The organism is Gemmatimonadales bacterium (genome assembly GCA_019637315.1).
Classification (GTDB): domain Bacteria; phylum Gemmatimonadota; class Gemmatimonadetes; order Gemmatimonadales; family GWC2-71-9; genus SHZU01.
Map to the genome: position 1 here is coordinate 66485 of JAHBVU010000011.1, position 26852 is coordinate 93336.

A 26852-nucleotide genomic window follows, 5' to 3' on the forward strand; every position below is an offset into this window, starting at 1 on the left:
GCACGAACCCGCCGGTCGCCGACCTCGAACCCCTCGGACGAGGTGACCGGGGCGCGACTCTTGGGCTAGATTAGACCGTGCTGCTCGCTCACCTTGCCGATCTGCATCTCGGCTACCGCCAGTATTACCGTCAGACCGCCGCGGGCATCAACCAGCGCGAGGCCGACGTCGCGCGCGCGTTCGTCCAGGCGGTCGATCAAGTCATTGCCAAGCAGCCTGACGTCATTGTCGTCGCGGGCGACCTGTTCCACGCGGTGCGCCCGACCAACCAGGCCATCATTCACTGCTTCCGGCAGTTCCAGCGGATTCGAGAGGCGCTTCCCGCTGCAAAGGTCCTGATCGCGGCCGGCAACCACGACACGCCTCGGGCCACCGAAACCGGTTCGATCCTCAAGCTCTTTGCCGGTCTCGGGATCGAGGTGGCGACGGACGACGCGGCCATCGTGCGGTATCCCGACCTCGATCTGGCGGTCAAGCTGGTGCCGCACGCCGCGCTGGTAGCCGACGACCGGCCGCGTCTCGATCCCGAGGGTGACGAGCGCTACCAGGTTCTGGTGCTCCACGGCGACACCCCCGATCTCGACCCGCTCGACCGCTGGTGGGCCGAGCCGGGCGGGGCGGCGGTCGATCCGAGCGAGTTTGCCGACCCCCGTTGGAACTACGTCGCGCTCGGTCACTATCACGTCATGCTGAAGGTTGGCCCGCACGCCTGGTATTCGGGGGCGCTCGACTATGTCACCCCGAACCCCTGGGGCGAACTGGCGAAGCAGAAGGCGCACAAGGTTCCGGCCAAAGGGTGGCTCCTGGTCGACCTCGAAACCCGCCAAGTCATGCCGCAGTACCTCGAGTCAGCCAGGCGGCTGATCGACCTGCCACCGATCGAGGCGCGGGACCTCGCCGCGTCGGAGATCGACCGAGCTATCCAGGAGAGGCTGGCCAGTATCCGGGGCGGGTATGCCGAGCAGCTGGTTCGCCTGGTTGTGCGGGATGTGCCCCGGTATGTCGCTCGCGAGCTGGATCATGCGGCGATTCGCACCGCCAAGGCCACCGCGCTCCATTTCCGTCTCGATCTGCGGCGACCGGAAGTGCATCGGACGGTCGGGGTTGGTGCGCCTGGAGCGCGCCAGACGCTGACGGACGTGCTGAGGGGCTTCCTGGCTCGGCGCCCTTTGCCTGAGCGGGTCGACCGCGATGCCTTCGTGACTCGCGGGACGGCCATGCTCGATGCGGTTTCGGCGGCGGCGTCGGAGGGCTGATGCAGATCCGGCGCCTCCGTCTGCTCAACTTCCGGCAGCATGCCGACACCACGCTCGCGTTCGAGTCCGGGCTGACCGGGATCATCGGACCGAACGGCGCCGGCAAGTCCACCCTGCTCGAGGCGGTGGCCTGGGCGATGTACGGTACCCAGGCGGCCCGCGGCACCCGCGACAGCATCCGGCGTCGCAATGCACCGCCGCGGTCCCGGGTCGAGGTCGAGCTCGAGATTGCCATCGGAGCCCAGGTCTATCGGGTGGTGCGGTCGCTGCAGACGGCGGCATTGTACCAGGACGGGGGTCCCTCGCCGATTGCCAACAGCGGCGCGGCCGTCACCGACAAGATCACCCGCTTGCTGGGGATGACGCGGGACGAATTCTTCAACACCTACTTCACGGGTCAGAAGGAACTGGCGATCATGGCGTCGATGTCGGCGCCGGAGCGGGCCAAGTTCCTGAGCCGGGTGCTGGGCTACGAACGTCTGGCCATGGTTCAGCTCAAGTTGCGCGACGAGCGAACCGGTCTCCGGGGAGCGTTAGGCGTGGCCGAGTCTGCGCTGGGCGACCTGGCGGAGCTCGACCGCGAGGCGGCGGAGGTCGAAGCGCGGGTCGCCGCCGCGGATACCGCGCTGGGCACAGCCGGCGCCCGACGCGAGACGGCCGATGCCGTGCTGGCCTCGCTGGCGCCGGAATGGGAAGAGGCTCAGCGCCGTCGTGATGAAGTCGCCGCGATCCAGACCGACCTGAGCATTGCCGAGCATGCGGCAGTCGAGGCCAAGCGTGCCTTCGAAGCAATCGACCTCGATATGGCGGATGCCATTGCCGCCAGCACCAAGCGGGAAGAGCTGGCCCCTCGTCTGGCGGATTGGGACGCGCTGGTGGCCCGACGTGACGGGCTCGAACAGGCTGCGTCGGCGTTTTCCGAGCGGCGGGCCATGGATGCTCAGGCGGCTGAGGTTCGCAAGCTCCTGGCCGGTCAGGAGACGCGGCTGAGCGAACTGCCCGATCAGGCCCGCCTCGATGCGGCTCGGGCGGAGCTGGCGATTCTGCAGGAGAGCGCCCACCAGGCTGCGCACACGCTCGAAGAGCAGCGGACCGAGTGGGTCCGCGAAAAGCAGGACGCCGAGACGATGCGGAAAGGGCTGCTCAACGAATACGAAGAAGTGGCGGAGCAGAAAGCGCGTCTCGAGGCGGCCGGCGCAGCCGGGATCTGCCCGACCTGCGGTAAGCCGCTCGGTGCGGAGTATGGCGGCGTGCTCGACGATCTGGAAGGGCGCCTGGCCGACATCCGCGGCGACGGCAAGCACTATCGGGCCCGGATCGATCAGCTCTCGAGCGAGCCCGAGGGTGTTGTGGCGGCCAAACGGGTGCTGGAGCAGGCCGAGGCCGATCTCAAACGTCTGACCGCGGGAGTCGGGCGGATGACGGAGGCGGTGGCGGAGCGGGTCCGGATCGAGGCGGCTCTGGTCGCGCAGCGGGAACGGCTGGCCGACCTCGATGCCCGTCTCGCGGCGACGCCGTCGTCGTACGACGAAACCGAACACGTTCGTGTGCGCGCTCGTGTTGCCGAGCTGACGCCGCTGCGGGATGAACTGATGCGGATCGCGGCCCGGGCGGATCGTGCCCCCGAGCTGCTCCAGAAGGCTACTGCGGCCGAGCAGCACTTGACGCGGCTCGAAGCAACTGCTCAGGCGCTGCGGGACAAGCTCTCCGCGCTGGGATGGTCCGTCGAGGCGTTTGCCCTGCTCAAAGAGACGTTCCTGGCAGCCGAGCGCGAGGCGCGTGACGCCCACCTGGCTTTGGTACGGGCGCAAGCCGAGCATGCCGCTGCGCTGGAGCAGCGAGCCTCGCTGTCACGGCGGCGGGAGGAGCGTGATCGGCGTCTTGCCGAGGCCGAGCGTTTGCGGAGCGACCTGGCCATGAACCAGGAGTTGGATCGGGCCTTCAGTGAGCTGCGGGATGACCTCAATGCGGCCTTGCGTCCCGACCTGGCGGATGCGGCCTCGACCCTGCTGCGAGATCTCACCAATGGCCGGTACACGGACCTGGAACTGGACGAGGACTACCTCGCCACCATCGTGGACGACGGCGAGCCCAAACAGGTCATTTCAGGCGGTGAAGAGGATGTCACCAACCTGGCCTTGCGGCTCGCCATCAGTCAGATGATTGCGGAGCGGGCGGGGCAACCGTTTTCGCTGCTGATCCTCGATGAGGTGTTTGGTTCGCTCGATGAGGAGCGTCGCAACGCCGTGATGGATCTGCTGCGCGGCCTGGCCGATCGGTTCCCCCAAGTGATTCTGATTACGCATATCGAGTCGGTGCGCGACAGCTTTGATCGGATTGTTCGGATCGACTACGATGTCGAGTCCGGGGTTGCCTCCGCGCGGGAGGAAGATCCGCAGCGAGGCGGGATGTCGCATGCCGCGGCGTGAGCGCCTGACCGGTCCGATACCGATCGGGGTCGAGGGGATCGGTGATCTCAACCAGCTGTTTTCGGATGCGTTTACCGATCGCTACCACCGGGATGGGATGATGGGGGTCCGGGTTCCTCCGCTCAATCCGGCCATCTGGCGTTACGCCCTCGCGGTGGCGGGGGATGGTGCCATGCAGTGGCGTGACCAGTCGGGAGCGCTGGCTGCGTTCAACCTTGCCCGGGTGTCGGGAACGGAAGGGTGGATGGGTCCGCTGGCGGTGCGTTCGGATTTGCAGCGTGGTGGCGTGGGTCGTCTGATCGTGCGGGCGGGCATCGACTATCTGCGCGAGCGCAGCTGCCGAGTCATCGGGCTCGAAACCATGCCGCGCACCGTCGAGAATATCGGTTTCTACAGTGGACTCGGCTTTCGCCCCGGCCATCTCACGATTTCGATGCAGCTGGCCGTTCCGCGCGGGGCTGGTGTCCCGGCGCTGCGGAGCGGAGACCTTGGTGATCGGGACCTGTGGCGGCCGCAGGGTCGCCGCCTGCTCGATCGGCTCGCCCCGGGGGTCGACTTCACCCGGGAAATCGACGAGACGCTGACACAGGGCATCGGTGATCTGTCCGTCGTCGCGGACAGCGGCGAGTGGCTGGCGTTTGCGCTCTGGCACGATGTGCCCCTGGCCCAGGGGCGCCCGGTCGAAGAGATTCGGATCCTCAAGGTTGCCGCGGTCGATCCGGCCGCCTTCTGCCGGGTCATCGACGGTGTCATGGTTGCAGCAACGGCTCGGGGCATCCATCGATTAGGGGTGCGGTGTCAGACGGCGCAGGCTGCGGCCTATGAGGCCCTGCTCGACCTTGGATTCCGAGCCCATTGGACCGATCTCCGGATGTCGCTCCGCGACTTGCCTGAACAGCGGCCGGCTGAAGGAATCGTACTTTCGAACTGGGAAATCTGAGCGACAGGGCTGCTCAACGAACCGTGAGACCTACGGTGAACTGGTAGAGTGAGGCAATCACGTCGTCGACCCGTCCGGTGCGGAGGGTGATGTCGCCGATGGCGGCCACCAGCGCACCAGCATTGAAGGTGATCAGCAACCGCCGCGACAGCACATAGTCGTAACCGATTCCCGAGGTCAGTCCGAGGCCGACCCCTGACGCCACCAGTGGCTCGCTGTCGATGGCGTCGACTGTGAAGTTTCCGTACGCGACCCCCACGCCGCCTTTCGCATAGAATCCCGATCGGCCCGGATACCAGAGCACGCTCAGGGCCGCCGTCGATGTTTCGGCGACGACCTTGCCCTCCTCCTCGTCGAGGCTGAAGCCGCGATTCACGAAGGTGAAATTGTCGAGGGCGACCAGCACCTTCTCCGACAGCACGCCGCCGATTCGGAAGTTTGAGCTTGTGCCTGCCGTGGAGATCACCCGGTCGCAGTTGGAACAGGAAATTCGCCCGACGCCGGGGCCGCCGCCGAGTTCGAGCCAGAGCTTGCTGCGGAAACGTTCCTGCGCCGTGAGCGCGCTGGTCGAGCCGAGCAGTGCGGTGGCCAGGAGCGCGATGACGGTGCCGCGCCTCATCATGGCGCACTCCGTCCCGTGTTGCCAATCGTCCAGGTGCTGATCAGCCTCACCTCGGGATACTCGCGTCGCTGCTCGGGCCGGTCGGAGTAGCGGCTCAGGCGGCTGAAGTAGCCGGTATGAATCCCGATGCCGAAATCCCGTCCGACGGGCACGGTAAACTCGAGGCCCCCGAAATGCGCCACGTGATCGGCGGTGGCTCCGCTGACGGATCGCAGGTACTCGGTCTGTGCGTAGGCGGCGATGACTGGCAGGCCCCGGAACTCGAGCAGGCCTTCGATGCGGACGCCTCCCCCGGGTCCGAAGTCGTAGTCGCGCTCGCCCACGCCGGCGTCGGGCGCGTCGATGGCGCCGAGCAGAATCGCGTTGCCGAACGCCTGGGTTCTGACCCCGAGAGTGTTGGACAGGCGCCAGCGCGAGTGGATCCCGAGTTCCACGCTCTGCGTACCGTAACGCTGCGCCGGGTTGTCGATGTATTCGAAGCGCTGGTTGACAGTCAGCTGGTGCCGGTGCCGAGCCGTTGGTCGGGTGATGTTCCGGCTGTAGAGCCGCCCGGTCGCCCGGAGCTGGTGCAGGCCGCCGCCGGAACTCACCTGGCCCCGGATGGCAAAGACGTCGAAGGGGGCGGTGTACGGCGTGTCCAGCGGGTCGCCGTAGAGAAAATCGATCAGCGCGGTGATCGATCGTGCCGAGCTGTCGGCGACTTCACGGTCGCCGGTCGTCCGAATGCCCGTATAGGTGCGGAGCATGAAGGCGTCGGGGTGCGCCATCATGGTCGGGTGGGTCCGGCGCCCGCGCCCGCCGGTCAGGCGATCGAAGCTCCCGATCGGGTCGAAGGGCAGCGCCATGAGTTCGCGCCAGAGTGGCGCGGGACTGCCGGGAGCCGCCTGTCGGATGCCCGCGCCGATCCGGCCGAAGATCTCCCCCAGGGCAACGCCGCCGAAGCTCGTCATTACGAAATCGTTGAGCGACGGGCGATACCGCTCCCCCAGATACTCCCAGGTCCAGGAGCCGATGAACGCGAGCGGGATCGACTCCCAGTAGCTGAGACCGTTATGTCGGCCGGCGTTGAAATAGAGCGAACCGTGATAGGGGTGGTCGAACATGTTGGTGCCGAACTGATTTTCGTCCCACTCCCATCCGAGGCGGAGGTTGCGCATCCAGGACGAGGGCGTGACCCGCGCAAAGTCCTCCTTCAGGACCCACATGTTGAAGCGATTGACGGCAACGTTGACGACCAGCCCCGTCCCGATGCTACGGAGGGCGCGGGAGGGAACTCGCAGAGCGAGCGAGTCTGCCGGCACGGGATTGTCTGGCCGCTGCTGGGCTCGCGCCGGGGTCGGCGCGAGCACAGCACAGCAGGCGGCCAGAGCCAGGCCGCGCGCTACTCGGCGGGTCGGAGTGCCCACCAGCGGATCAGCAGGACCACGCCAATGGTCAGAAGGAGGTGGACCAGTCCAATGCCGACCGGAGTAACGAAAGTCAGAACGAACCAGACGATCAGAGCCAGCACCGCGCCGATCAGATTTACCACAGATCACCTCGAACCAGGGTACGTTGACGCTCTGCCGCGCCGTCCGTATTATAGAGGCGTCGGCTGGTGACTGGGAACCACGTTATTGAGCCAACAGGTCCGAGGTTGGGCCCACATACTGTAGGTGATGCCATGCCCCCCAGGGGAAGGCAGATCTTGTGGTGAGGGCGCCGAACATTCTTCTTCGGGCTTCAAGAAACCTCCTGGTTGCCAGTCGACGCTTGGGGCGCCGATCGACGCGAGTCGGGTCGGCGCCTCTCGTTTTGGCAAGCCCCTAGCGAGAGGCCCGTCACCGTATGGCTCACTGCGTGGTCGCGCGCCGCTTGCATTTCAATGCTGCGCACAGGCTGCACAACCCTGCTCGCTCCGAGGAATGGAACCGGAGCACCTTCGGGGTGTGTAACAACCCCAACTACCACGGCCACAACTACGAGCTGGATGTCCTGGTCGAAGGCGAAATCGACCCCGAGACCGGCTACGTCGTCGACGTTGCCGTTCTCAAAGCCATTGCGCAGGAGCACGTTCTCGATCTGCTCGACCATCGGAATCTGAACCTCGACGTACCCTGGTTCAGCACCCGCCTGCCGTCGGCGGAGAATATCGCGATCTTCTGCTGGGAGCAGATCGCACCGAGACTGCCGGCCGGGCGCCTCAAACTGATTCGGCTCTGGGAGACGCCGCGGAACTATGTCGAATACCACGGGTCCTGATTTCGAGCAGCACATTCTCGCCATTCTCGAGGCGCTGGGAGAGGACCCTGCGCGCGATGGACTGGTGCGTACCCCGGAGCGGGTTGCCAAGGCCTACCGCTGGATGACGCGCGGCTATGAGATGTCGGTGGCCGAGGTGGTGGGGGACGGCGTCTTCGACGAAAGCCACGAGAACATGATCCTGGTGCGCGACATCGAGTTGTACTCGATGTGCGAGCATCATATGCTGCCCTTCTTCGGCAAGGCGCATGTCGCGTATCTCCCGGCGGGCAAGATTATCGGGCTGTCGAAGCTGCCCCGGATCGTGGATGTCTTTGCCCGCCGTCTGCAGGTGCAGGAGCGCCTGACCGATCAGGTGGCCGATGCCGTGATGGACGTGCTCCATCCCCGTGGCGTCGGCGTCGTGATCGAGGCGTCGCACCTCTGCATGATGATGCGCGGTGTCGAGAAGCAGAACTCGACGACCATCACCAGCGCGCTGCGGGGCGTCTTTCGCGACGACGCGCGGACGCGGGAGGAGTTCCTCCGCCTGGTGCACGGACCGCGGACCCAGACGATCTGATCGATGTTCATCGAGCTGACAGATCACCTTCGCTGTACTGAACCGCACCCTGAGGCATTCCTCGTTCTGCTGCCGGACGCGCTCGAAGGCCGTCGGGTGGTCTCCGGAGTGCTGGGGTGCCCGATCTGCAATCGGGAAGTGCGAATCGAGGGTGGGGTGGCGGCGTTCGGAGCGGCCCCGCCGGTCCGGTCGACGTCGCTCACGGCAGAGGCGGTTGCTGCGCTGCTCGGCCTCGATGGTCCCGGCGGCTACGTCGCGCTGCTCGGTGCGGCGGGCGGGCTGGCGGACGCGCTGACCGCGCTGATGCCGGGGATTCGCTGGGTGCTGGTCAATCCGCCGGCCGGCGGCGGAGAGTCGCCCTGGACCAGTGTGCTCCATGCCGATCGATTGCCCATCAAAGAGCGGAGCATGCGAGGCGTCGTTGTCTCCGCTGACCACGGCGACCCTGCCTGGGTCGATGCCGCCCTCGGCGCGGTGCTGCCTGGCAATCGGGCCGTGGTCGAGGCGCCCGTGCCCGTCCGGGCCGGCGCCCAGGTTCTCGCTGAGGCGGGCGGGGTATCGGTGGTGCGAGTCTAGCTCAGCTCGCCGGCAGCCGAAGCGCCTGGCCGGCTCGAATCCGATACCACTCGGGAATCGCGTTGATGCGGCGAAGTGCCGCCTCGTCGACGCCGTGTCGCCGGGCAATATCGCCGAGCGAATCACCCCGTTTGACACGGACCAGCTCGCCGAGCCGGTAGCGCGGCCGATCCTCGAGGCGATGGAGTGACGCGCTCGGCAACCCGTTGAGACGCTCTGCCGCCCCCGACTCGGCATCGGCCGGGATTCGGAGCCAGGCGCCGCCGGGCGGGGTTACCCCGAGGAGAAACTGCGGGTTGAGCTGGGTCAGCGTTTGGCGATCGAGGCCAAGGGCCTGCTCCGCAGCCGCCAGCCGGATCGGCTTCTCGAGCCGGATCGAATCCACGGCAATGGGCGCCAGTGAGTCCACCGAAAAGCCGAACCTGGTCGGGTCCCGCCCGATGATTGCCGCGGCCAGCAGCTGGGGCACGTAGTTCTGGGTTTCCTTCGCCACCATCCCGCGCCCGGCAAGGGCGAAGAAATCCTGGTCCGTCGCGCTGCCTCCTTCGCGCAGGGAAACACCGCGGAGCTGTGCCAGGCTGCGGGTGAGTCGACCGGCGCCTCCGTTGTACGCAGCTGCCGCTACCAGCGACGATCCGAAGGTTCGGTTCAGGTCGCGGATGTGGCGCACCGCAGCGTCCGTGGCCCGAAACGGATCGCGGCGTTCGTCGACCCAGCGATCGACCCGGAGGCCATAATCGCGCGCGGTTGCCGGCATGAACTGCCACATGCCGACCGCGCCTGCCCGGCTGACGGCGGTGTTCGAGAAGCCGCTTTCGATCATCGGGAGATAGGCAAACTCGCGGGGCAGTCCTTCCCGTTCGAGATGCTCGTCGATCAGCTCGCGATACCGGGTGCCCCGGTTGAGCCACTGGCTCATCCGGTCACGCGCGGGCCCGGTAAAAAAGTCGATGTACCGGGTTACGTCGGGTCGTTGCAGCAACTCGGCGTCGATCGAAGACGAGTCACGCTGTGCATTCCCGGAACCGGGGGTCGCCAGCAGGGCCAGGCCGAGAAGGGGAATGAGGCGTCGCATAGCTGGGCCGGAGTGCAGGCACCGAGCCGTCCCTGGCGGATCTCTGTAACTTGTTGATTTGCAGGTGGTTGCGGTGGTCGGTACTGGCGGCGTGTGCCCGGTCGGTCCGGCAAGGCCGGCCGGGTCGCGGCCAACTTTTCCCTACAGCGTCAGGTGGCTGTCGGTGTGCCCGTCGGATTCTGCGTCATCGTAGGCTGCATCGATCAACTCGCGATAATGCTCTTCGACCACCTTGCGGCGCACCGAGAGCTTCGGGGTCAGCTCGCCGGTTTCGATCGAGAACTCGCGCGCAACGATCAGGAACTTCTTGGGCCGTTCGTAGCGGGCCAGCTCGCGCAGGTGCTTGGAGGCTTCGGCCTCCAGGTGTTTCCGAACCTGTTCCAGGCCGATCAGCTCTTCCCGTGAGCTCCACTGCAGCCCGGCGGACCTGGCCCAGGCCTCCAGCGGGGGGAACTCCGGTGCCAGGAGCACGATGGGGAATCGGCGCCGGTCGCCCAACATCACGGCGTTGGCGATGAAGGGGTTCTTCCGCAGTTCGTTCTCGATCGGCTGGGGTGCGATCTTCTTGCCGCCCGCAGTGGCAATCAGGTCCTTCTTGCGGTCGGTGATCTTGAGGAAACCGTCGCTGTCGATTTCCCCGATGTCGCCGGTGTGGAACCAGCCGTCGGCATCGAGCACCTCCGCGGTGGCCTCGGGTTTCTTGTAGTAGCCGCGCATCACGTGGGGGCCGCGCGTCAGAATCTCACCATCCTCCGCGATCCGGACCTCGACTTCGGGAATGGCGCGACCGACGGTGCCAAAGCGCAGGTGCTCGAAGCTGTTGACGGTAATCACCGGTGACGTTTCCGTCAGACCGTAGCCTTCCAGGATGGGCAGGCCCGCCGAATAGAAGAACCGGGCAATATCGCCGGAGAGCGGGGCGCCGCCCGACAGGAAGAGCCGGATCCGGCCGCCGACGCGCTTGCGCAGCTTGCTGAAGACGAGCCGATCGGCCAAGCCGTGAGCCAGCCCGAGGCCGAACGGGATCGGTTGTCCCGCTACCCGCAGGTCGGCCCAGCGACCGCCGACTCGCACGGCCCAGAGGAAGATCGAGCGCCTGAGGCTGCCGCCCTGGGATGCCGTTTCGAGCGCCCGAGCGTAAATCTTGTCGTAGAGCCGAGGCACTGCGGCCACCACGGTTGGCCGGACTTCGCCGATGTCCTGTACCACGGTCTCGATGCTCTGAGCGTAGCTGATGACCACGCCCGCGTGGAACATGCAGTAATGGCCCGTCATCCGCTCGAAGATGTGCGAGAGCGGCAGCAGCGAGAGGAATTCGTCGCCGGGGGCAATCGAGAGCACGGCAAAGCCGCCGCGAACATTGGAGGAAATGTTGCCGTGCGTCAGCATCACCCCTTTGGGCTCGCCGGTCGTGCCTGAGGTGTAGATGATGGTGGCGAGATCGTCGGGGGCGGCGGCCAAGGCGGCGGCGCGCCAGGCCGCGTGATCGTGCGCGGCTTGGGCGCCTTTGGCCTTGAGCGCCTCGAGCGAGAGCACCTGTGGTCCTTCGATGTCGGGGTCGAAGCCCACCACCCATTCCACCGCCGGTGCTTCGGCGAGGACTTCCGTCAGCTTCGCATACTGGGCCGCGGTCGAGGCGAACACCAGCCGCGCTCCCGAGTCGCGCAGCAGGTAGCCGATCTGTTTCGGCGTGAGCGTCGGATAGATCGGAACATCGATCGCGCGGGCGGTCAGGCAGGCATAGTCCGCGAGAGCCCATTCCAGCCGGTTTTCCGAGAGGATGGCGACCCGATCGCCGGGGGCGATACCGAGCGCCAGCAGACCGCGACTCAAGGCTTCGACCTGCTCAGCCACTTCCGCGTGCGTGACCGCAATCCACTCGCCATTCCGCCTGACGCGCATCGCGGCCGGATGGTCGCGGTAGCGGTCAATGGCTCCGAAGTAGAGCCCGGTGAGCGTGGTCGGCTCGGCGCCTGTCTGGGGGGCGCTCATTGGTGCAGGAACCGGACGACCAGGGTCCGCCCGGACCCGGGTATCTCATTGCCGTTGGCCCGGCGGGCGCGGATCTGGATCACGGCGCGGTCGGGCACCGGCCGATTGGGCAGGTTGCGCACCGTGAAAGTTGCAACGCCGTTGCTCGCGGTCATCAAGGAATCGTTGACGCGCCCGCTTTGGAAGACCACCGTCGGCGAATCGACCGGGACGGGCTCGATGATGCGGGCCGTAATCGGACGCTGCTGGATTCCGACGGCTGGTGATCCGCCATCGGCGCGGATCTGGAATGACGCGGTGCCGTTGTCGCTCGCGACCGTGAGCGAATCGTCTCCCACCAGGTATACGGTGTCCGCCCTGCCGGTGAGGGTGATCGTCAGCGCGGTGAGCGAGGTGGCGATCGTGTCTGAACCGAAGACGCCGACTTGGATTCGGGCGCTGCCGGTTGCGCCGACCTGTGACTGGACCAGGCCGGTCGTCTCGTTGACGGTGACAGTCGTATCGGGCGTGCGCCAGCGGAGCGGGGCAGATTCCACCACATTGCCATTGCGGTCGAGCGCAACGGCCGACAACTGGACGGACGACCCCGCTTCGAGAAAGGTCGTCGCGGGGTAGCGGAGTTCCAGTGAGGCGATACCGTCGTTGTTCTCGGAGATGCCGCTACAGGCGGCAACCGCCAGGCCCGCGCCGATCAGGCCGAGCCGTAGGCCTTGGCGGCGACGGGTTCGAGTTCCCGCAGGGTTGATTCGGCGTGCTGAATCCAACGGTCGGCGTCCGGTCCACGGGGTGGGCGATTGAGGAAGGCGCGCAAATGCTCCGCTGCCTTCTCCTCGTTCCCGCGTTTGAGCAGCAGGAACGCCAATCCATAATGGGCGCCCGTCAGCGAAGAGTCCAGTTCCAGGGCGCGGCGGTAGTGGCGAATGGCTTCGTCGGGCTGGCCTGTCTTGGTAAAGGCAATGGCCATATTCTGGAGGATCCGAGGGTCATCCGGATGTTCCCGCAGGCCGAGCCGATACGAGGTAATCGCGGCGGTGAAATCGCCCTGACGCTCGAGCGCCAGCGCTTCGTTGAGATAGTCGAGGCGCTGGGGCCCGGATTGGTCCGAGTTCAGTTTACCGAAGACGCGTTGCCAGAAGCTCATGATCCGTGGCTGCTCCTCTAGGCTCGCAAGTCGCTGCGATCGAATGGGATCCGGCGCAGACTGATGCGGAGCGATGCACCGCTGCTACAACATAAGAAAGTTCTTCAAGCGGTGCAATACAAGTTGTTGTGGCATCTACGAGATCACCGCGACCTTGCGGCCGACTTTCGGACCTCATGACAAGGCCGTATACTTGGGCGAACCGGGGGCAGGCTCTCTGGCGTGCGGTTCGACCCGCTGACCCGAAATCGGAGGAACCCTATGCCTCGTCCACGGCTGGATCCGGCTCGCGGCTTTCTGGAGATCGACTGGGCGCTCTTCGGTGAGCTCTGCCGGGCCATGGCCCTCAAAGTGGCCCGGGAGTATGACCCCGAGATCGTGCTCGGTATCGCGACGGCCGGCGTGATTCCCGGTGCCGTCGTTTCGGCCCTGCTGGAGCGTGAGTTCAGCTCGATGACCGTCACCCGTCGTCGGGCCGGCGGCGATCCGGAACTGGTCAGCGGTCCGCCGGCGTCATTGCGGGGGCGTCGGGTTCTCTTGGTCGACGAAACCTGCGACACCGGCCATACGCTCAAGCTGGCTTTGAACGAGGTCCGCGCGCTTGGTCCTTCGGAGATCCGCACTGCGGTGTCCTTCAAGACCGGATCGTTTCGGCCCGACTTCTTTTCCTTCGAGACGGAGAAGGTCATCATCCTGCCGTGGGACCGCGAAGTGATCAGGAACGGTGAACTGGTCCGCCGTCCCGAATGGCCGCTCGATCCCGAACCGAATGCGTGAACTGCTGGCCCGGGCGCTGACGGCCGCACCCGGGTACGTCGAAATCCGGTTGCGACGGCGGTGGTCGACCGCCGTGGTGTTCCGTCGTCACCGGCTCGAGGTGGCCACCGAGTACCACGCCAGTGGCGGCGTGGTCCGCTGCCTCGCACCGGGGCACGGCTGGGGGGCGGTGGCCTTCACCGATGCGGAGCAGGCGGCTGCCGCAGTGCAGCGCGCCTATGAGCTCTCCACCGAAACCCGCCCCGATCGGGACATCATCCTCGCGCCGATTCCCGTCCGCCAGGTGGAGCGGGCCGACGGGCTGACCGACGACCCTCGCCTCGCGGCCCTCCCGGACAAACGCGATCTGCTCGACGGGCTGACCGCCGAGCTGCATGGAGTCGATCGTCGCATCGTCGATTCGCGCACCAGCTACGGCGACACGGTGCTGGAGACCTGGCTGGTGACCAGCGAAGGCGCCTGGCTCCACGACTTGCGGAGCGAGAGCACGCTCGGTGCGCTGGCCGTGGCGGGCGAGGATGGCGGGCAGGAACGGGCCCTCGAATCCATCGCCGTGGCAGGCGGGTGGGGCGCGTTCGGTGAGCGCCGTTCGATGTTCCGCCAGGTGGCGGAGCGGGCCATCGCCCGGCTCCATGCCAAGCCGATCGTCTCGGCGCGGTACCCCGTCGTCTTCGACCCCCGGGCGAGCGGTGCGCTGGCGCTGCAGACCATCACGAATCTGTGCCGGGCGCCCTCGCGCGGAGTGGATCGGAACCTGTTGCCCCTGGGACAGCGGATCGGGCCGGAGTGCCTGTCCGTCGGCGACGATCCGACCGCCCCCGGGCTGCGCACCAGCCTGGTCCTCGACGACGAAGGCACCCCGGTGACCCACGCAATGGTGGTCCGCAACGGCGTCGTCGTCGGTCACCTGCACACCCGTGAAACCGCCGCGCGCGCCGGCGTGGCGCCTACCGGTCACGGCCTCGCGCCGACCCTCCGTTCGGTGCCCGCGGCTCGGCCTGCCAACACCTACGTAGCCGGTACCCAGGGATCCGCCGCGCAACTGATCGAGGAGATCCCGCTCGGTGTTTACGTGGCCGATGTGCTCGGTGTGGCGGTCGAGGGTCGCCACGTCACGATCACGCCGGCCGTGGCGCGGATGATCCGGGGCGGCCAGCTGGCGGAGCCGGTCAAATGCGCGCCGATTACTTCCGACCTGCTCAGCTTGTACGGCCGCCTCGACCGGGTGGCCGGCGACTTCAGCTGGGACCCCAGCGCGGCAACCCTGCAGGAGGGCGGTGCTCTCCGCCCGGTCACGACCGGAGCGCCGCACACCCGGTTCATCGACCTCGAGATCTCCCCACTCCATCTATGATCGGCGGGCTACTCGGCGACCTCGCGGCACGAGGCGCACAAGCCGACGTCACGCTGGTCGTCGACGATACCCTGACCGTCTCGCTCGATCCCGACGGCGCCGCGTCGGTATCCGCCGACGGTAATCACTCGGTCCACGTCCGGGTGGCGCAGCATGGGCGGGTCGGCTGGGCCGCCGGCGCAACCCGGTCGGTCCGGGAGGTGATCGACGCCGCCTACCGGTCGGCCGCGTGCGCGGGTCCGGCCGCCCTGTTCCTGCCGGCGCCGGCGCCGCTGCCTGCGGTGGTGACGCGCTCACCGGCGGCGGGTATGCTGGGCCCCCGGGAGCTGCTCGAGGATGCCAGCCAGCTGCGCGACCGACTCCGCCGACACGGCTGGCAGCTGGAAACCTGGGCCGAACGCTCCGCTGGCACGGTGGAGGTCGGCAACACGCGCGGGGTGCACGCCGCTTATGACGTCAGCCTGGTTGGCCTCGGCGTCGAGGCCTCCACGCGAGACGGCCAGATCTGCCGGATCTATCACAGTCAGGTGGCGCCGCTCGCTTCGCATGACGTGGCTGACCTGGTCGACGAGGTGGAGCGCCGCTTGTCGCCACCCCTGCTCGAGCAGGGGGCTGTCGCTCGGGCCGAACGGGTCTGGTTCGGCCCGCGGGCGGTGCGGGCGCTGCTCGCGCCACTGTTGCCACGTCTGATCGGCGAACGCTGGGCGGCCGGCCGGGATCGCTGGCCCGGGCTCGACCATCGGATCACCCTGATCGATGATCCGCTGATCGACGGCCGGCCTGGCAGTCGGCCGATCTGTGACGACGGAGTGCCGACGCGGTCGATCACCCTGATCGATGATGGCCGGCTGGTGGAGGGTATCCTCGACCTGACCGTGGCATCGCGGACCGGCCGGCCCGCCACCGGTCACGGCTGGCGCCGCGGTTTTGCGCCGCCGCATGCCGGGTTCTCGAATCTCGTGCTCAGGGCGGGCACGGCAACGGACGATCAGCTTGCTGCGGAGCTGGGGCGCGGCCTCTACCTGGCGGACTGGACCTTTGGCACGGCGCCGAACCCGGCCGCTGGTGTCTTTCGCGCCGAGGCGCCTTGGGCCTACCGGATGGAAGGGGGGAGGGTCACAGGCCGGCTCGAGGGTGTGGTCTTGACCGGCGACGTCTTCGAACTGCTGGCGCGGGTCGTGGCGATCGGCACAACGACCGAGGCGGTCGGTGGCGCCCTGCTGCCGTCGCTGCTGATCGATGGGGTTGGAGCTGAACTCCGGTGCTAGCAGCGCATCAGCTTCGGGTACCGGTGCGGAGCTGATCCGCCATTTGCGTATAGGCTGTTCCGGCGACCATGCCCTCGTAGATCCAGGTGAGAACATCCGGGCTGCCCGTCAGGAACCGGCAGCGCGCATCACCGCGGCTGCGGCATTCCACTTCCATCACGGCCGCCGGATAACCGCCGAGCCTGGTAAAGAAGTCGGACAGCATGCCTGAGCTGAAATGGCAGGAAGGCACGGCAGCGCTGCGACCGCCGGCTTCAGTCCAATCCGGGCTGTCGAGGGCGACGAGACCGGGGGCGAGCGTTTCGAGCGCCACCGCACCCCAGCCCTCTTCGCGCAAATATCCGCCAACCGCCTCGGAGAGATACCGCGCATCCAGCGCCTGGGGCGTTTCCACGCCGTACCGCTCTACGACCGACGCGACGAAGCCCTCGAAGCAGGCATCACCGGCGGCAAAGCCGATTTCCCGGAGCAAGCTCGCGGCCTGCTGCGGCAGCTCGCGCTCGAGAACGGTGCGGACCTGGTCGAGCGTGGCGCGACCGAGGGCCAACCGGGGCGGGGTATGGGTAGTTGCCATCGATCCAAGCTAGGTATTGCGCCCGATTCGACGCAAGAGCTCGGCCTCATCGATCACCTCGACACCGAGCGCTCGGGCCTTGTCGAGCTTGGAGCCGGCCTCCTCGCCCGCGACGAGACTGTCGGTCTTCTTGCTGATGCTGCTGGTCACGCGCCCGCCATGCGCCTCGATCAACGCCGCCGCATCCGCGCGCGAGAGCGTCGGCAGCGTGCCGGTCAGCACGAAGCTCTTGCCGGCCAGGGCGTCGCCGGTGGGAGCGGCGTTGGGCTCGACGAAGTTGACCTCGGCTGCTGCGAGCCTCTCGATCAGAGCCTGATTGGCCTCGTTCCGGAAGAACTCGACGACGGCGTCGGCAATGGTCGGGCCGATTCCGGCAATGCTGCCGATCTCCTCGGAGCTGGCCGCTGCGAGAGCGGGAAGCGAAACGAAGCGGCGAGCCAGCAGTTGCGCCGCATTCTTGCCGACATGACGAATGCCCAGGGCAAAGAGCAGCAGCGAAAGCGGCTGCGCCTTCGACGCGGCAATGGCCTCGACGAGCTGGGTCGCGGATTGCTGCGCGTAGCGGTCCAGCTCGATCAACTGATCGACGGTCAACTGGTAGAGATCGGCCACGTTGCGGATCAGGCCGGCGTCGAGCAACTGTCGGACCCGTTCATAGCCCAGGCCCCGGATGTCCAGCGCGTCGCGGGAGGCAAAGTGGACGATGCTCTCGAGAATCCGGCCCGGGCAACTCGCATTGGGGCAGTAGCGCATGGCCTCGTCGGGCAACCGCTCGACCGGGGTGCTGCAGGCCGGGCAGCGATCGGGCATGGCCCACGGTTCCTCGCTGCCGGCGCGCCGGTCGCGCAGCGGACCGATCACTTGGGGAATGACCTCGCCTGCCCGCATGATCTCGACCCAGTCGCCCTCGCGAATGTCCTTCTGGGCAATCAGGTCTTCGTTGTGGAGCGTCGCGTTGGAGACGGTAACTCCGCCCACTTCGACCGGTTCCAGCACGGCATAGGGATTGAGCGCCCCGGTGCGCCCGACGTTGATTCGGATCTCCCGCAATCGGGTCACGGCCACTTCGGGGGCAAACTTCCGGGCCACCGCCCAGCGGGGCACCCGGCCACCCACGATGCCAAGATCGTCCTGCAGGTCGCGCCGGTCGACCTTGATGACCACGCCGTCGCACTCGAACGGCAGGCTGCCGAGCAGCGCTTCGTACTCCGGTACCGCCGCCTGGACCTCAGCCAGCGACGCGAAGCGCCGGTGGTGCGAGGCGACCTGAAAGCCCCACTCCTGGAGCAGCGCCAGGAGTTCGGTCTGCGTGGCAACCGGAAGCCTGCCCTCGATAGCTTCGATGCTGAAGGCAAAGAAACGGAGCCGGCGGCTGCGCGTGACCTCGGGGTCGAGCTGTCGGAGGCTCCCGGCGGCCGCGTTGCGCGGATTGGCAAAGGGTGGTTCGCCCTCGATTGCGCGGCGAGCGTTGAGTTTCCTGAAGGCCCCCAGGGAGAAATACACCTCGCCCCGGACTTCCATCAGGTCGGGGTGGCCGGACCCTTTGAGCACGAGCGGCACATCGGGAACTGTGCGCAGGTTGGCGGTGACGTCTTCGCCGATGATGCCGTTGCCGCGCGTCGCGCCGATCAGCAGGGCGCCGCGCTGGTAGGTGAGGTTGACGGCGGCGCCGTCGATCTTGAGCTCGGTGGTGTAGCCGCCGCTCCGGACGTCCGCATTGATGCCCGCGTTGCGCTCCTCCCAGGCAGCCACTTCCGCCTCGTCGAACGCATTGGCAAGCGAGAGCATCGGCCGGCGGTGGGTGTGCTTGCGCAGCGACACGGCGGGGTCGGCGCCGATGCGCTGGGTCGGGCTGTCGGGATCGGCCAGCTCCGGGTGCTCCAGCTCGAGCGCCTGGAGTTCCCGGAAGAGCCGATCATACTCGGCGTCGGAGAGCTCGGGTGCGTCGTCGATGTAGTACTGGTGGTTGGCACGATCGATCACCGCGCGGAGTTCCGTCGCGCGGGCCCGGGCGGCTTTGAGGCTCATCCTCGCGGCTCTCGGCGCAGCACCGTCAGCGCGACGCCCACCAGCCGATCGAGCTCGGCCTGACCGGTGCGCGGAACCAGCTCGTCATCTGCCGTGCCCTCATCCTGACTCTGGTAGCCGGCCAGCAGTTTGGCCAGAAAGGCAATCAGGGCAGCGCGTTCCCGATCGCGCTCGAGGGCGGCGCCGTCATCGCCGCGGCGGCGGGCCTGGAGCCGCTCGAACTTGTGGGCGGTACGGAGGGCCTGTGCGGTGACGCCGGCAACCAGCTTGGCCCACTGGATGTCGGGATGCGACAACGGGGGCCGGGTACGGTCGGTGCGCAAAAACAGGGCGCCGATGACGACTCGGCGCCAGGCAATTGGAATCACCGTGATCGACTGCACCCGGCGAGCCGCCAGCTGGTCCTGGACCGCCTCGAGCGAAGGCTCGTGCAGCACATCCGGGATGTTGACGACCGAGGCGGTCTCGAGCGCCTGGCGGATTTCCGGGTAACGGCCCAGCTGAATGATCTGACTCCGCAAGGCGGGGTCTTCGTAGCTGGCGACGAGGTGAACCGTGGTGCCGCCCTTTTCGGTCAGGAACACCGAGCAGCGATCCAGTTCGAGGGCATAGCCGATCCGGCGCGCCACCGCATGGACGATATCCCGGTAGTCGAGCGACCCGGCCAGTTCCCGCAACAGCTCGATCACCATCAGGAGCCGCCGGCGATCGGCCTCCAGCTCTTCGACGCGGGCCCGCAACTGGTCGGCGTCGGACGGCGGAAGGCGAGTGGTCGAGATCATGGAGGTCCGGGGTCGGCAGAGGGGGTGAAAACTGGTCGCGCGGGTCGGGGCCGGTCAAGCGAGCCATCGGTTGTACCGGGCGGACGGGTTGGGTAGCTTCGAGAGATGAGCACTGACGACCGAGAAATCGAGATCGAGAGCGACGACGAAGTCGAGGAGGAAACGCCCGTGCGCTTTACCACCACGCCCCGCTATTCCGCCGGGAGTTTTGGCTTGGGCCTGTTCGTAGGCGCGTTGCTTGGCGGTATGGCCGCTCTGCTGCTTGCGCCCGGCTCGGGTCGGGAAACCCGGCGTCACCTGCGCCGCCGAATCCGCCAGGCCAAGGAACAGGTCGGCGATCGGCTGGAAGAGCTGGACGATCGGGTCCGTAGCGAGATCCGCCGTCGGCGCGATCGGTAGCCGACCATGCCGCGGCCGCTCGACGTGCCGCATCACTTTGCCGGGCGTGCTCCGACGTGAGTGCGCCCGGCATCCTCGTTCCCCGCCTGATCGAGCGGAAACGGGACGGCGCTGCCCTGACGCCCGGCGAGTGGCAGGCCCTGATCCAGGGCTACGTTACGGGCGACATCCCCGACTATCAGATGGCGGCGCTGGCCATGGCCGTCGTTTTTCGCGGCCTCGAGGCCGATGAGCTGGTGGCGCTGACGGCTGCCATGCGCACCTCCGGCGACCAGTTCGCGCTCGCCGATCTTGGCCGACCCCGGGTCGACAAACACTCGATCGGTGGCGTGGGCGACAAGACCTCACTGCTGCTCGCTCCCATGCTTGCTGTGCTCGATGTGGCCGTTCCGATGATCTCGGGACGCGGGCTCGGCCACACCGGAGGCACCCTCGACAAGCTGGAGGCGATACCGGGTTTCGATACCAGGCTGACCCTCCACGCCGCTCGCGCGCAACTCGAGCGGATCGGCGCGGTGATGGTCGGGCAGACGCCCGAACTGGTGCCTGCCGATCGCAAGCTCTACGCGCTTCGGGACGTCACCGGCACGGTCGAGTCGATCCCCCTGATTGCCGCCAGCATCATGTCCAAGAAGCTGGCGGAGTCTCTCACCGGGCTGGTGCTCGACATCAAGACGGGCAGCGGTGCGTTCATCCGTGATCCCGGGCAGTCGCTGGTGCTGGCCGAGACGATGATCCGGCTCGGTGAGGCGAGCGGGTGCCGCACGGTCGGGCTGTTGACGGCGATGGATCGCCCGCTAGGCATTGCCTGCGGTAATGCGATCGAAGTGGAGGAGGCGATTGCCGGCCTGCGTGGCGCGGGGCCGCCCGATCTGATGGAGGTCACCTACGCGCTCGGTGCCGAGATGCTGCTGGCCTCCTCGCTCGAAGCCGACCGTGATCAGGCTCGGCGCAAGGTCGAGGCGGTGGTGGCGAGTGGCGCCGCGCTGGAGCGGTTCGGCCGCCTGATCGAGGCGCAGGGAGGCGATCCTCGCGTCATCGACGATCCAGCCCGGTTGCCCCAAGCGCCGGTCGTGGTCGACCTGCTCGCTGACCGTTCAGGAGTCGTCACGTCGGCCGACCCGCGCGCCATCGGCCACGCGATCGTAGCGTTAGGCGGCGGCCGATCCAGAACCGAAGACGCCGTCGACCCGGCCGTCGGGTTCCGGGTGTACGTCAAGCCGGGTGACGGGGTCGATCGGGGTGCTCGACTGGCCACGGTGCTGGCTCGTAGCGCCGATCAGGTTCCGGCCGCGCTGGCCGCCCTCAGTGCTGCACTCCCGATCGGCGAATCCGCGGCCCCGCTGCCGCTCGTCAGTCATCGCGTCTCCCGTGATGGTGTCATCCCGCTCACCTGACTCCGGCGCTCCTCGTTCGATCGAAATTGAGTCGTGCTGTTCGTGAGACCCATCGGCGTCTCCCCCTCGATAGGCGCGGAAGCGACCCCGCACACTGCAGAGTTGTGCATCCCGACCCAGCCTCGTGCTGGCGTGCTGATTGCTCGGTCAACGGCACGGGGTACCTCGGCGACGCGGGGCAGGTTCCGGTGCGCCTTGGACTTAGCTCTCAGCGGTGCTTCAGGGCGCTGGGGTGCGGTTGCGGCAAAACGCAAGCGGTGGGCGTCCACCAAGGATCGGGTCATGCCGAAGGTTGCAGTTCCATGACAGTGTCGGTTGCGGCCTGGCTCACCCCGACCGGCGGTGAGGGCGGGCGAACGGTGCAGGGACCCCGGGCACTCGACGCGCGCGGGCTTGCCACGCTGCACCACATTCTGGTTCAGCTGAGCGAGGTGGCGCTCCGGCCTCGCTTTGCCGAAGCGTGCAAGGCCTTCGGGGATGTCGTCTGGTGCGATGATCTCGATGAGTTGGTTGCCCGGTCGTCGGCGCGTGAGGCGCTGGCGGTCGTGGTCGATCTGACGGATCGCGGCGGCGCCTCCACCGCGGCGGCTGTGGCTCGGATCAGGACTCGCCGTCCGGAGCTGCCGGCCATTCTCTGGTGTGATCGTGCCGCCGCTGCCGAGCATCTCGGTGCGCTTGCCACGGCCGGCATTTCGAGCGTCGTCTTTCGCGACGATACCGAACTCGAACGGCGCCTCCTCTCGGCGATAACCCGGGCGAGCGACGTTGCCTTCCAGCAGCTGACCGATCAGGCGCTGCATCGCCGGGTGCCGTATCCGTTCATTCCGGTGGTACGGTACTGTCTCGACCATGCGGCCAGCATGCCCCGGGCGGACGTGATTGCCCGGTCCGTCGGCCTCACACCGAAGGCGCTTGGCGTGCAGCTCCGGCGGGTTGGCCTCCCGCCGGTGAGTGCCCTGGTGATGTGGAGCAAGGCCCTGGTGGCCGCCTACCGTCTCGAGAAGACGACCGAACCGGTGGCGGTGATTGCGCGGTCGCTCGGGTTCTCGTCGGGTTCTGCGCTGCGTCGGCTCCTCAAACGCTGCACCAACGAAGTCCCGCAGGTGCTGCGCGACCCGGGCGGCTTTGGCTGGACCCTCCGTTGCTTCGAGCGTTACCTCACCAAAGTCAGAGACCACCGCTAGACCGGGGCCTTGCTCCAGGGCCTCGGCGCGGTTTGCTTGGGCCCGATGCCGGATTTTCAGCTCGCCGAGCTGTCGGCGGCCATTTTTCAGACGGCGGTCCTCGCGGGGTTGGCCGGGTTCTTTGCCTACCTCTATCGCCGCTACGGGAAGATCCACTTCTTCTGGTGGGCCATTGCGTTCGGGCTCTACTCCCTCGCGCCCGCGGCCATCGTCACCTTCATCCTCACCGAAGCCCGCGGCTTCCTCTACTGGCACCAGATCATCATCGGCTGGACCGCGCTGGGTTTCCTCTATGCGGCGCTCGTCTTTGCCCGTCATGGCTTGCGGTGGCGCTGGTGGTATCTCGGCTACCTGGCCTTTCCGGTCGGCTGGGCCTACATCGCGATCTTCGTACTGGAAAGTTTTGCCCTCGCGGCGGGGCCCATGGTCGGGTTTCTGGCGCTGACGACAGGGTGGACCGGCGTCGTCTTCTGGCGCTACCGCAAGCGGACCGGCTCGGCGGCGGCGGGGTTCCTGGCCGTTACACTGCTGCTGTGGGGCCTGCATCACCTGGACTACCCCATCCTGCGGGCTCGGGGGGCGTGGAGCCCCTGGGGCTACATGCTCGACACCGTGTTCGTCCTCGCGACCGGCGCCGGCATCATGCTGCTGATTTTCGAGGAGCTGCGCGAAGGCCTCGGTACTCTGGTGGCGCTGTCTGGTGATCTTCGCCGGGAGGGCCTCGAGGATTCTCGCGCGGCGCTCCTGGCGCGCCCCCTGGCGCTCCGCGGGGTCGATGGCGCGGCATTGCTGTACGTCGGGCCGGACGGGCCTGTCTTCGATCGTGGGGTCGGGATCTGTCGCGACTGGGGCTCGACCGGCATCCCGGCGACCGTGCGCGCTGTGGTGGCGGAGGCCATGGCAGCCGGCAAGTCGCGTCTCGTCGGCGAGTCTGCCGAGACCACGGCAACGCCCTCCTATACCGGGGTGATCCGGCTCGGAGGCGCCGGGGGCGGCAATCGGGTGCTGGTGATCTCAGGCGACCTGGCGGCGTCGTTTGCTGCGCTCGATGAGAGTCTGCTCGAGGCGGTTGGTGAGCAGATCGGATCCGCGCTGGAGCGGTCGGAGCTGTCCGTCCGGTTGGAGCAGCGCACCGCGGATCTCGAGCGTCTCTCGGTGCGGATGCTGAGCGAGCACGAGGAGCAGCGTCGTCGGCTCGGTCGTGAGTTGCACGACGAAACGGCCCAGGTGTTCTCGGCGCTCAAGCTGCAGCTCGGTACTTTCCGGGAAAGCGCTCCGGTGGAGCTTTCGCCGCGAGTCGATCGACTGGTGGAACTGGTCGATGCCGGGACGCGCAGCATTCGGAGTGTGACGGACGACCTCCGGCCTGCGGTGCTCGAAGATCTGGGCGTGGTACCGGCGCTTCGTGCGCTGATCAGCGACTTTCGGGAGTGGAGTGGCCTGACGGTGACATTCGAGGCGCCGGCCGAGGTTCGAGGCTTGTCGTCAGAGGCTGAGCTGGCCCTCTTTCGGACCCTGCAGGAGGCGCTGTCGAATGTCGCGCGTCACGCTCACGCCACCCGGATCGCGGTGCACCTCCAGGTGGCCGACCGGCTCGTGACCCTGAGCATCGAAGACGACGGCGATGGTCTCTCGGCAGGCGACCTCGATCGGCTGCAGAGCGGTCCGGGGCGTTCGGGTCTCTTCGGGATGCGGGAGCGGATCATCGCGCTGGGTGGGTCGGTCATGTTGCGGTCGCAGTCGGGATCCGGTGTCTCGGTTGCGGCCGAGCTGCCCTTGGAGCGGGTGTTATGAGCGAGCAGACGGTCCGAGTCGTCATTGTCGACGACCACCCGCTGGTGCGGGAAGGCATTCGCCAGGCCCTGTCGGTGCCGGGGTTCGAGGTGGTGGGTGAAAGCGGCAACGGGTCTGACGGAATCGAGCGTGCCGCCGAACTCCGGCCCGACGTCGTGATCATGGACATCAGCCTGCCGGGCGATTCCGGCATCGTCACGGCGGAGCGGCTCCGGGCCCGGTTGCCGGACGTCCGGGTCCTGATGCTGAGCGTGCACGACCACCCCGAGTATGTGCTCGAGAGCATCCGGGCTGGTGCGCACGGGTACCTGCGCAAGGACAGTCTGCCCGATGACTTGCGTGCCGCGATTCGGAAAGTTGCCTCCGGCCAGACCTGTTTCGGGGCGGCGGAGGGGGGCGCGTCGGTCGAGACGGCGGCGCCCATTCTGGCGGCCGCGGTTCAGCGCCTCAACCTGCTGACGCGACGGGAACGTGATGTGCTGCTTGGCGTTGCCAGCGGCAAGACCAACAAGGAAATCGCCACCGACCTGGGCCTCAGCGTCCGAACCGTCGAGTCCTACCGGGAAACGCTCACCCGCAAGCTCGGCATTCCGAGTGCCGCGGGGTTGGCCCGGTTCGCGATCGAGGCCAAACTCCTCTAGGGCGTCGTGATGCGATCGATCAACGAGAGCCGGGGTCGCTCCGGCGGCAGCTGGTACAGCCGCACAGGGGTGTGACCGGGGGGCGTGACGAACAGCTCGGCAGCTCGGTTGGTCGGCAGCCCGCAAAGCCGCACGATGCCCAGGGTGTCGGACTCGAGCCTGGCCTCCCGATCAGTTACCAGCAGTGCGGAGCCCGATTTGCGGAGGTCCTGCCAGCGGGCCGTCAGCGGGACTCCTGCGCGCCCGGCTCCATTCCCATCGACGATTCGTCCCGCGAAGAGACTGGTCGTGGTGTCGCTGGCTGCCGCCGGGCACGCCGCGGCAATCACGGCAAGCCGGTTTGGCAGCTGCGGAACGACCCGGGTGGTGTCTCCCGCGCGGGCGGTCACTGTCTGTTCCAGAACCGGCAGGCCGAGCAGCTCGATGCGCGGGTGTCGGACCTGCAGTGCATAGTCGCCAGACTGCTCGGCGCGAATCGTGAACCGTCCGTTGTCGTCGCTGCTCGTTTGCGCAGCCCCGTCACCGATCGCTATCTGCGCACCGGCAAGGGGCCGACCCGAGGTCGAATCGAAGAGGCGGCCGGTGATGATTGCGTCACGCCGCGGCCGATCGGTTGGCTCGGAAATCCGGGCACCCACCTCCAGGAAGCCCAGCAGTGACAGGCGGCTCGAGCCGCCCGCGCCGACAGTGGACGCCAGCCGCGGCATCCGGATGGCCCATTCTTCCACGATGATGAGACCGTGCGCGGCCCGCCGGAAGGTGAGGCGGCCGCCGGCCCGCCGTTCGGCGCCGTGGGGCATTGGGATGCCCAGGTAGTTGTACGTCAGCGAGGTGACATAGCCGGATCGGCTGTCGAGCCACACCGTACCGGCAATGCTCGGCTTGACGATCCGCTGCGGTTCGAACGCGATGCCCACCAGAGGGGAGGGCGGCTCGCCGCGTTTCGGACGTGGCGGCAACACCGCCCTGAAACAGTAGACGCCGGCAAACGCGTCGGACAGGAAGAGCGCCGCATCCGGGGCGTAGTAGACCGTTTCGTCGTTCACGCTCTGTACAAAGCCGTCGCTCAGCAGGATCTCGCTGCTGACGGAGCTAAACGGCTGGACGAAGTAGCCCCGATCGCGGGTCGTCTGCTCGCGCGTTATCACTTCCCGGTCGCTCAGGTGGCGGGTAAAACGTGTGATCTCGAGCGGAGTAGGGCGGTGGTGGCGGCCGGCCAGCACCAGTTCCAGGTTCTTGCGCGCTTCCCCCCAGATCTCGGCCGCGGCTGTGCCTGCCTTCGGATCGACTTGGCATCCGGACTCGTCGCCGCGGACGGCAAGCTCATCGATCACGAACGGTTTGCGTTCGAGCACGACATCGAGCGTCGACGCGCCCGATGCGCTGACGCCCTCGATCAGGCGGGTGGCGTATCCGATCCCGTCCACCCTTACACTGAACCTTCCGGCTGGTAGCGTGAGCCGGGCGTTGCCCCGTTCGTCGGCCAGCAGTCTCGTGCGGACGGCGCCGGTCGGATCGAGCAGGCGCACCAGGGCGCCTGGAATTGGGCCGGTGTCGCTCCGAACCCGAACCGTCACGGTTTGGCCGATCAGGGGGGTGGCGCCGAGGAGCAGGAGCAGGGTGGCGAACAGCCGGGACATCGTCGGAGTAACCGGTCGCAGAGGTTCAGGCACGAATGCTAGGCGGGTCGGGCGCCCGGCGCACCCCCCTCCCGGTTCTCGGTAGCGGGTCAAGACCTACTACCCGGTTCTGAGCCTGGGATACGGTGTCTCGACCGGTTCGAGGCGCGCCGGGAACGGCGGAAAGTCCATCGCAGAGTG

General features: G+C 67.3%; 25 protein-coding genes. 14 read left to right on the forward strand and 11 right to left on the reverse strand.

Annotation, left to right across the window (positions count from 1 at the left end):
- The first annotated feature begins 77 nt into the window (after positions 1–77).
- Genes KF785_11675 through KF785_11685 form a run of 3 tightly spaced genes read left to right on the forward strand, consistent with a single transcriptional unit; the run spans position 78 to position 4625 of the window.
- A complete protein-coding gene (locus tag KF785_11675) occupies positions 78–1256 on the forward strand; it encodes a DNA repair exonuclease (GenBank protein ID MBX3147415.1) in 1179 nt (392 codons plus the stop codon).
- The gene (locus KF785_11680; protein ID MBX3147416.1) at positions 1256–3685 is read left to right on the forward strand and encodes an SMC family ATPase; all 2430 of its coding nucleotides are present in this window, start codon (positions 1256–1258) and stop codon (positions 3683–3685) included. The genes KF785_11675 and KF785_11680 overlap by 1 nt, the downstream gene beginning before the upstream one ends.
- Positions 3672–4625, forward strand: a complete 954-nt coding sequence (locus KF785_11685) for a GNAT family N-acetyltransferase (GenBank protein ID MBX3147417.1) — start codon at positions 3672–3674, stop codon at positions 4623–4625. Before KF785_11680 ends, KF785_11685 begins: the two co-directional genes overlap by 14 nt.
- A gap of 13 nt (positions 4626–4638) precedes the next feature.
- On the opposite strand, the gene KF785_11690 is transcribed toward KF785_11685, so the two are convergent.
- From KF785_11690 to KF785_11700, 3 genes are read right to left on the reverse strand one after another with little or no spacing between them, the layout of a single operon-like run.
- On the reverse strand, positions 4639–5247 hold the full coding sequence (locus tag KF785_11690) for a hypothetical protein (protein ID MBX3147418.1): 609 nt from the start codon (positions 5245–5247) through the stop codon (positions 4639–4641).
- Positions 5244–6653 carry a DUF3943 domain-containing protein gene (locus KF785_11695; GenBank protein MBX3147419.1) on the reverse strand — a complete coding sequence of 470 codons (1410 nt, stop codon included), beginning with the start codon at positions 6651–6653 and terminating at the stop codon, positions 5244–5246. Before KF785_11695 ends, KF785_11690 begins: the two co-directional genes overlap by 4 nt.
- Positions 6629–6778: a hypothetical protein gene (locus KF785_11700; GenBank protein ID MBX3147420.1), complete on the reverse strand. Its 150-nt coding sequence runs from the start codon at positions 6776–6778 to the stop codon at positions 6629–6631. The genes KF785_11695 and KF785_11700 overlap by 25 nt, the downstream gene beginning before the upstream one ends.
- A 296-nt stretch (positions 6779–7074) precedes the next feature.
- Between KF785_11700 and KF785_11705 the strand changes: the two genes are divergently transcribed.
- The 3 genes from KF785_11705 to KF785_11715 are packed head-to-tail and all read left to right on the forward strand — an operon-like array spanning position 7075 to position 8626.
- Positions 7075–7488 (forward strand): 6-carboxytetrahydropterin synthase, encoded by a 414-nt coding sequence (locus KF785_11705; GenBank protein ID MBX3147421.1) that lies wholly within the window; start codon positions 7075–7077, stop codon positions 7486–7488.
- A complete protein-coding gene (folE, locus tag KF785_11710) occupies positions 7466–8050 on the forward strand; it encodes a GTP cyclohydrolase I FolE (GenBank protein MBX3147422.1) in 585 nt (194 codons plus the stop codon). Before KF785_11705 ends, folE begins: the two co-directional genes overlap by 23 nt.
- Before the next feature lie 3 nt (positions 8051–8053).
- Positions 8054–8626 carry a hypothetical protein gene (locus KF785_11715; protein ID MBX3147423.1) on the forward strand — a complete coding sequence of 191 codons (573 nt, stop codon included), beginning with the start codon at positions 8054–8056 and terminating at the stop codon, positions 8624–8626.
- A 1-nt stretch (position 8627) separates the two neighbouring features.
- Here the strand turns inward: KF785_11715 and KF785_11720 are convergent, their stop codons facing one another.
- From KF785_11720 to KF785_11735, 4 genes are all read right to left on the reverse strand, one after another.
- Positions 8628–9701, reverse strand: a complete 1074-nt coding sequence (locus tag KF785_11720; GenBank protein MBX3147424.1) for a transglycosylase SLT domain-containing protein — start codon at positions 9699–9701, stop codon at positions 8628–8630.
- A 141-nt stretch (positions 9702–9842) separates the two neighbouring features.
- Positions 9843–11693, reverse strand: coding sequence for a long-chain fatty acid--CoA ligase (locus KF785_11725; GenBank protein MBX3147425.1), 1851 nt, complete (start codon positions 11691–11693; stop codon positions 9843–9845).
- Complete coding sequence (locus KF785_11730) at positions 11690–12457, reverse strand: hypothetical protein (GenBank protein ID MBX3147426.1); 768 nt, start codon at positions 12455–12457, stop codon at positions 11690–11692. Before KF785_11730 ends, KF785_11725 begins: the two co-directional genes overlap by 4 nt.
- Positions 12385–12834: a tetratricopeptide repeat protein gene (locus tag KF785_11735; protein MBX3147427.1), complete on the reverse strand. Its 450-nt coding sequence runs from the start codon at positions 12832–12834 to the stop codon at positions 12385–12387. Before KF785_11735 ends, KF785_11730 begins: the two co-directional genes overlap by 73 nt.
- 261 nt (positions 12835–13095) lie before the next feature.
- Between KF785_11735 and KF785_11740 the strand changes: the two genes are divergently transcribed.
- From KF785_11740 to KF785_11750, 3 genes are read left to right on the forward strand one after another with little or no spacing between them, the layout of a single operon-like run.
- Positions 13096–13611: a hypothetical protein gene (locus KF785_11740; GenBank protein ID MBX3147428.1), complete on the forward strand. Its 516-nt coding sequence runs from the start codon at positions 13096–13098 to the stop codon at positions 13609–13611.
- Positions 13604–14965 (forward strand): TldD/PmbA family protein, encoded by a 1362-nt coding sequence (locus KF785_11745; protein MBX3147429.1) that lies wholly within the window; start codon positions 13604–13606, stop codon positions 14963–14965. Before KF785_11740 ends, KF785_11745 begins: the two co-directional genes overlap by 8 nt.
- Positions 14962–16233, forward strand: coding sequence for a hypothetical protein (locus KF785_11750; protein MBX3147430.1), 1272 nt, complete (start codon positions 14962–14964; stop codon positions 16231–16233). Before KF785_11745 ends, KF785_11750 begins: the two co-directional genes overlap by 4 nt.
- A gap of 7 nt (positions 16234–16240) precedes the next feature.
- Here the strand turns inward: KF785_11750 and KF785_11755 are convergent, their stop codons facing one another.
- The 3 genes from KF785_11755 to KF785_11765 are packed head-to-tail and all read right to left on the reverse strand — an operon-like array spanning position 16241 to position 19617.
- Entirely contained in the window at positions 16241–16807 is a 567-nt protein-coding gene (locus tag KF785_11755; GenBank protein ID MBX3147431.1) for a hypothetical protein, read from the reverse strand.
- A 9-nt stretch (positions 16808–16816) separates the two neighbouring features.
- Positions 16817–18835, reverse strand: a complete 2019-nt coding sequence (ligA, locus tag KF785_11760) for an NAD-dependent DNA ligase LigA (GenBank protein ID MBX3147432.1) — start codon at positions 18833–18835, stop codon at positions 16817–16819.
- Positions 18832–19617 (reverse strand): GAF domain-containing protein, encoded by a 786-nt coding sequence (locus KF785_11765; protein ID MBX3147433.1) that lies wholly within the window; start codon positions 19615–19617, stop codon positions 18832–18834. Before KF785_11765 ends, ligA begins: the two co-directional genes overlap by 4 nt.
- A gap of 105 nt (positions 19618–19722) precedes the next feature.
- Here KF785_11765 and KF785_11770 point away from each other — a divergent pair, with 105 nt between their 5' ends.
- The 5 genes from KF785_11770 to KF785_11790 all read left to right on the forward strand — a co-directional run bounded on the left by KF785_11770 (position 19723) and on the right by KF785_11790 (position 25032).
- The gene (locus KF785_11770) at positions 19723–20016 is read left to right on the forward strand and encodes a YtxH domain-containing protein (GenBank protein MBX3147434.1); all 294 of its coding nucleotides are present in this window, start codon (positions 19723–19725) and stop codon (positions 20014–20016) included.
- A gap of 71 nt (positions 20017–20087) precedes the next feature.
- Complete coding sequence (locus tag KF785_11775; protein MBX3147435.1) at positions 20088–21413, forward strand: thymidine phosphorylase; 1326 nt, start codon at positions 20088–20090, stop codon at positions 21411–21413.
- Between the two features lie 302 nt (positions 21414–21715).
- Positions 21716–22597 (forward strand): hypothetical protein, encoded by an 882-nt coding sequence (locus KF785_11780; GenBank protein ID MBX3147436.1) that lies wholly within the window; start codon positions 21716–21718, stop codon positions 22595–22597.
- 45 nt (positions 22598–22642) lie between these two features.
- Positions 22643–24391, forward strand: coding sequence for a sensor histidine kinase (locus KF785_11785; GenBank protein MBX3147437.1), 1749 nt, complete (start codon positions 22643–22645; stop codon positions 24389–24391).
- A complete protein-coding gene (locus KF785_11790; GenBank protein MBX3147438.1) occupies positions 24388–25032 on the forward strand; it encodes a response regulator transcription factor in 645 nt (214 codons plus the stop codon). Before KF785_11785 ends, KF785_11790 begins: the two co-directional genes overlap by 4 nt.
- Here KF785_11790 and KF785_11795 read toward each other — a convergent pair.
- On the reverse strand, positions 25029–26672 hold the full coding sequence (locus KF785_11795; GenBank protein MBX3147439.1) for a carboxypeptidase regulatory-like domain-containing protein: 1644 nt from the start codon (positions 26670–26672) through the stop codon (positions 25029–25031). The genes KF785_11790 and KF785_11795 overlap by 4 nt on opposite strands.
- Between the last annotated feature and the right edge of the window lie 180 nt (positions 26673–26852).

Excerpts from the sequence above, each read along its gene's own strand:
- KF785_11740 (MBX3147428.1), top strand. The coding sequence starts at position 13,096 with ATGCCTCGTCCACGGCTGGATCCGGCTCGCGGCTTTCTGGAGATCGAC.
- ligA (MBX3147432.1), bottom strand. The coding sequence starts at position 18,835 with ATGAGCCTCAAAGCCGCCCGGGCCCGCGCGACGGAACTCCGCGCGGTG.
- KF785_11720 (MBX3147424.1), bottom strand. The coding sequence starts at position 9,701 with ATGCGACGCCTCATTCCCCTTCTCGGCCTGGCCCTGCTGGCGACCCCC.
- KF785_11690 (MBX3147418.1), bottom strand. The coding sequence starts at position 5,247 with ATGATGAGGCGCGGCACCGTCATCGCGCTCCTGGCCACCGCACTGCTC.
- KF785_11770 (MBX3147434.1), top strand. The coding sequence starts at position 19,723 with ATGAGCACTGACGACCGAGAAATCGAGATCGAGAGCGACGACGAAGTC.
- KF785_11755 (MBX3147431.1), bottom strand. The coding sequence starts at position 16,807 with ATGGCAACTACCCATACCCCGCCCCGGTTGGCCCTCGGTCGCGCCACG.
- KF785_11725 (MBX3147425.1), bottom strand. The coding sequence starts at position 11,693 with ATGAGCGCCCCCCAGACAGGCGCCGAGCCGACCACGCTCACCGGGCTC.
- KF785_11795 (MBX3147439.1), bottom strand. The coding sequence starts at position 26,672 with ATGTCCCGGCTGTTCGCCACCCTGCTCCTGCTCCTCGGCGCCACCCCC.
- KF785_11780 (MBX3147436.1), top strand. The coding sequence starts at position 21,716 with ATGACAGTGTCGGTTGCGGCCTGGCTCACCCCGACCGGCGGTGAGGGC.
- KF785_11750 (MBX3147430.1), top strand. The coding sequence starts at position 14,962 with ATGATCGGCGGGCTACTCGGCGACCTCGCGGCACGAGGCGCACAAGCC.
- KF785_11765 (MBX3147433.1), bottom strand. The coding sequence starts at position 19,617 with ATGATCTCGACCACTCGCCTTCCGCCGTCCGACGCCGACCAGTTGCGG.
- KF785_11790 (MBX3147438.1), top strand. The coding sequence starts at position 24,388 with ATGAGCGAGCAGACGGTCCGAGTCGTCATTGTCGACGACCACCCGCTG.
- KF785_11685 (MBX3147417.1), top strand. The coding sequence starts at position 3,672 with ATGCCGCGGCGTGAGCGCCTGACCGGTCCGATACCGATCGGGGTCGAG.
- KF785_11705 (MBX3147421.1), top strand. The coding sequence starts at position 7,075 with ATGGCTCACTGCGTGGTCGCGCGCCGCTTGCATTTCAATGCTGCGCAC.
- KF785_11745 (MBX3147429.1), top strand. The coding sequence starts at position 13,604 with ATGCGTGAACTGCTGGCCCGGGCGCTGACGGCCGCACCCGGGTACGTC.
- KF785_11680 (MBX3147416.1), top strand. The coding sequence starts at position 1,256 with ATGCAGATCCGGCGCCTCCGTCTGCTCAACTTCCGGCAGCATGCCGAC.
- KF785_11735 (MBX3147427.1), bottom strand. The coding sequence starts at position 12,834 with ATGAGCTTCTGGCAACGCGTCTTCGGTAAACTGAACTCGGACCAATCC.
- KF785_11785 (MBX3147437.1), top strand. The coding sequence starts at position 22,643 with ATGCCGGATTTTCAGCTCGCCGAGCTGTCGGCGGCCATTTTTCAGACG.
- KF785_11715 (MBX3147423.1), top strand. The coding sequence starts at position 8,054 with ATGTTCATCGAGCTGACAGATCACCTTCGCTGTACTGAACCGCACCCT.
- folE (MBX3147422.1), top strand. The coding sequence starts at position 7,466 with ATGTCGAATACCACGGGTCCTGATTTCGAGCAGCACATTCTCGCCATT.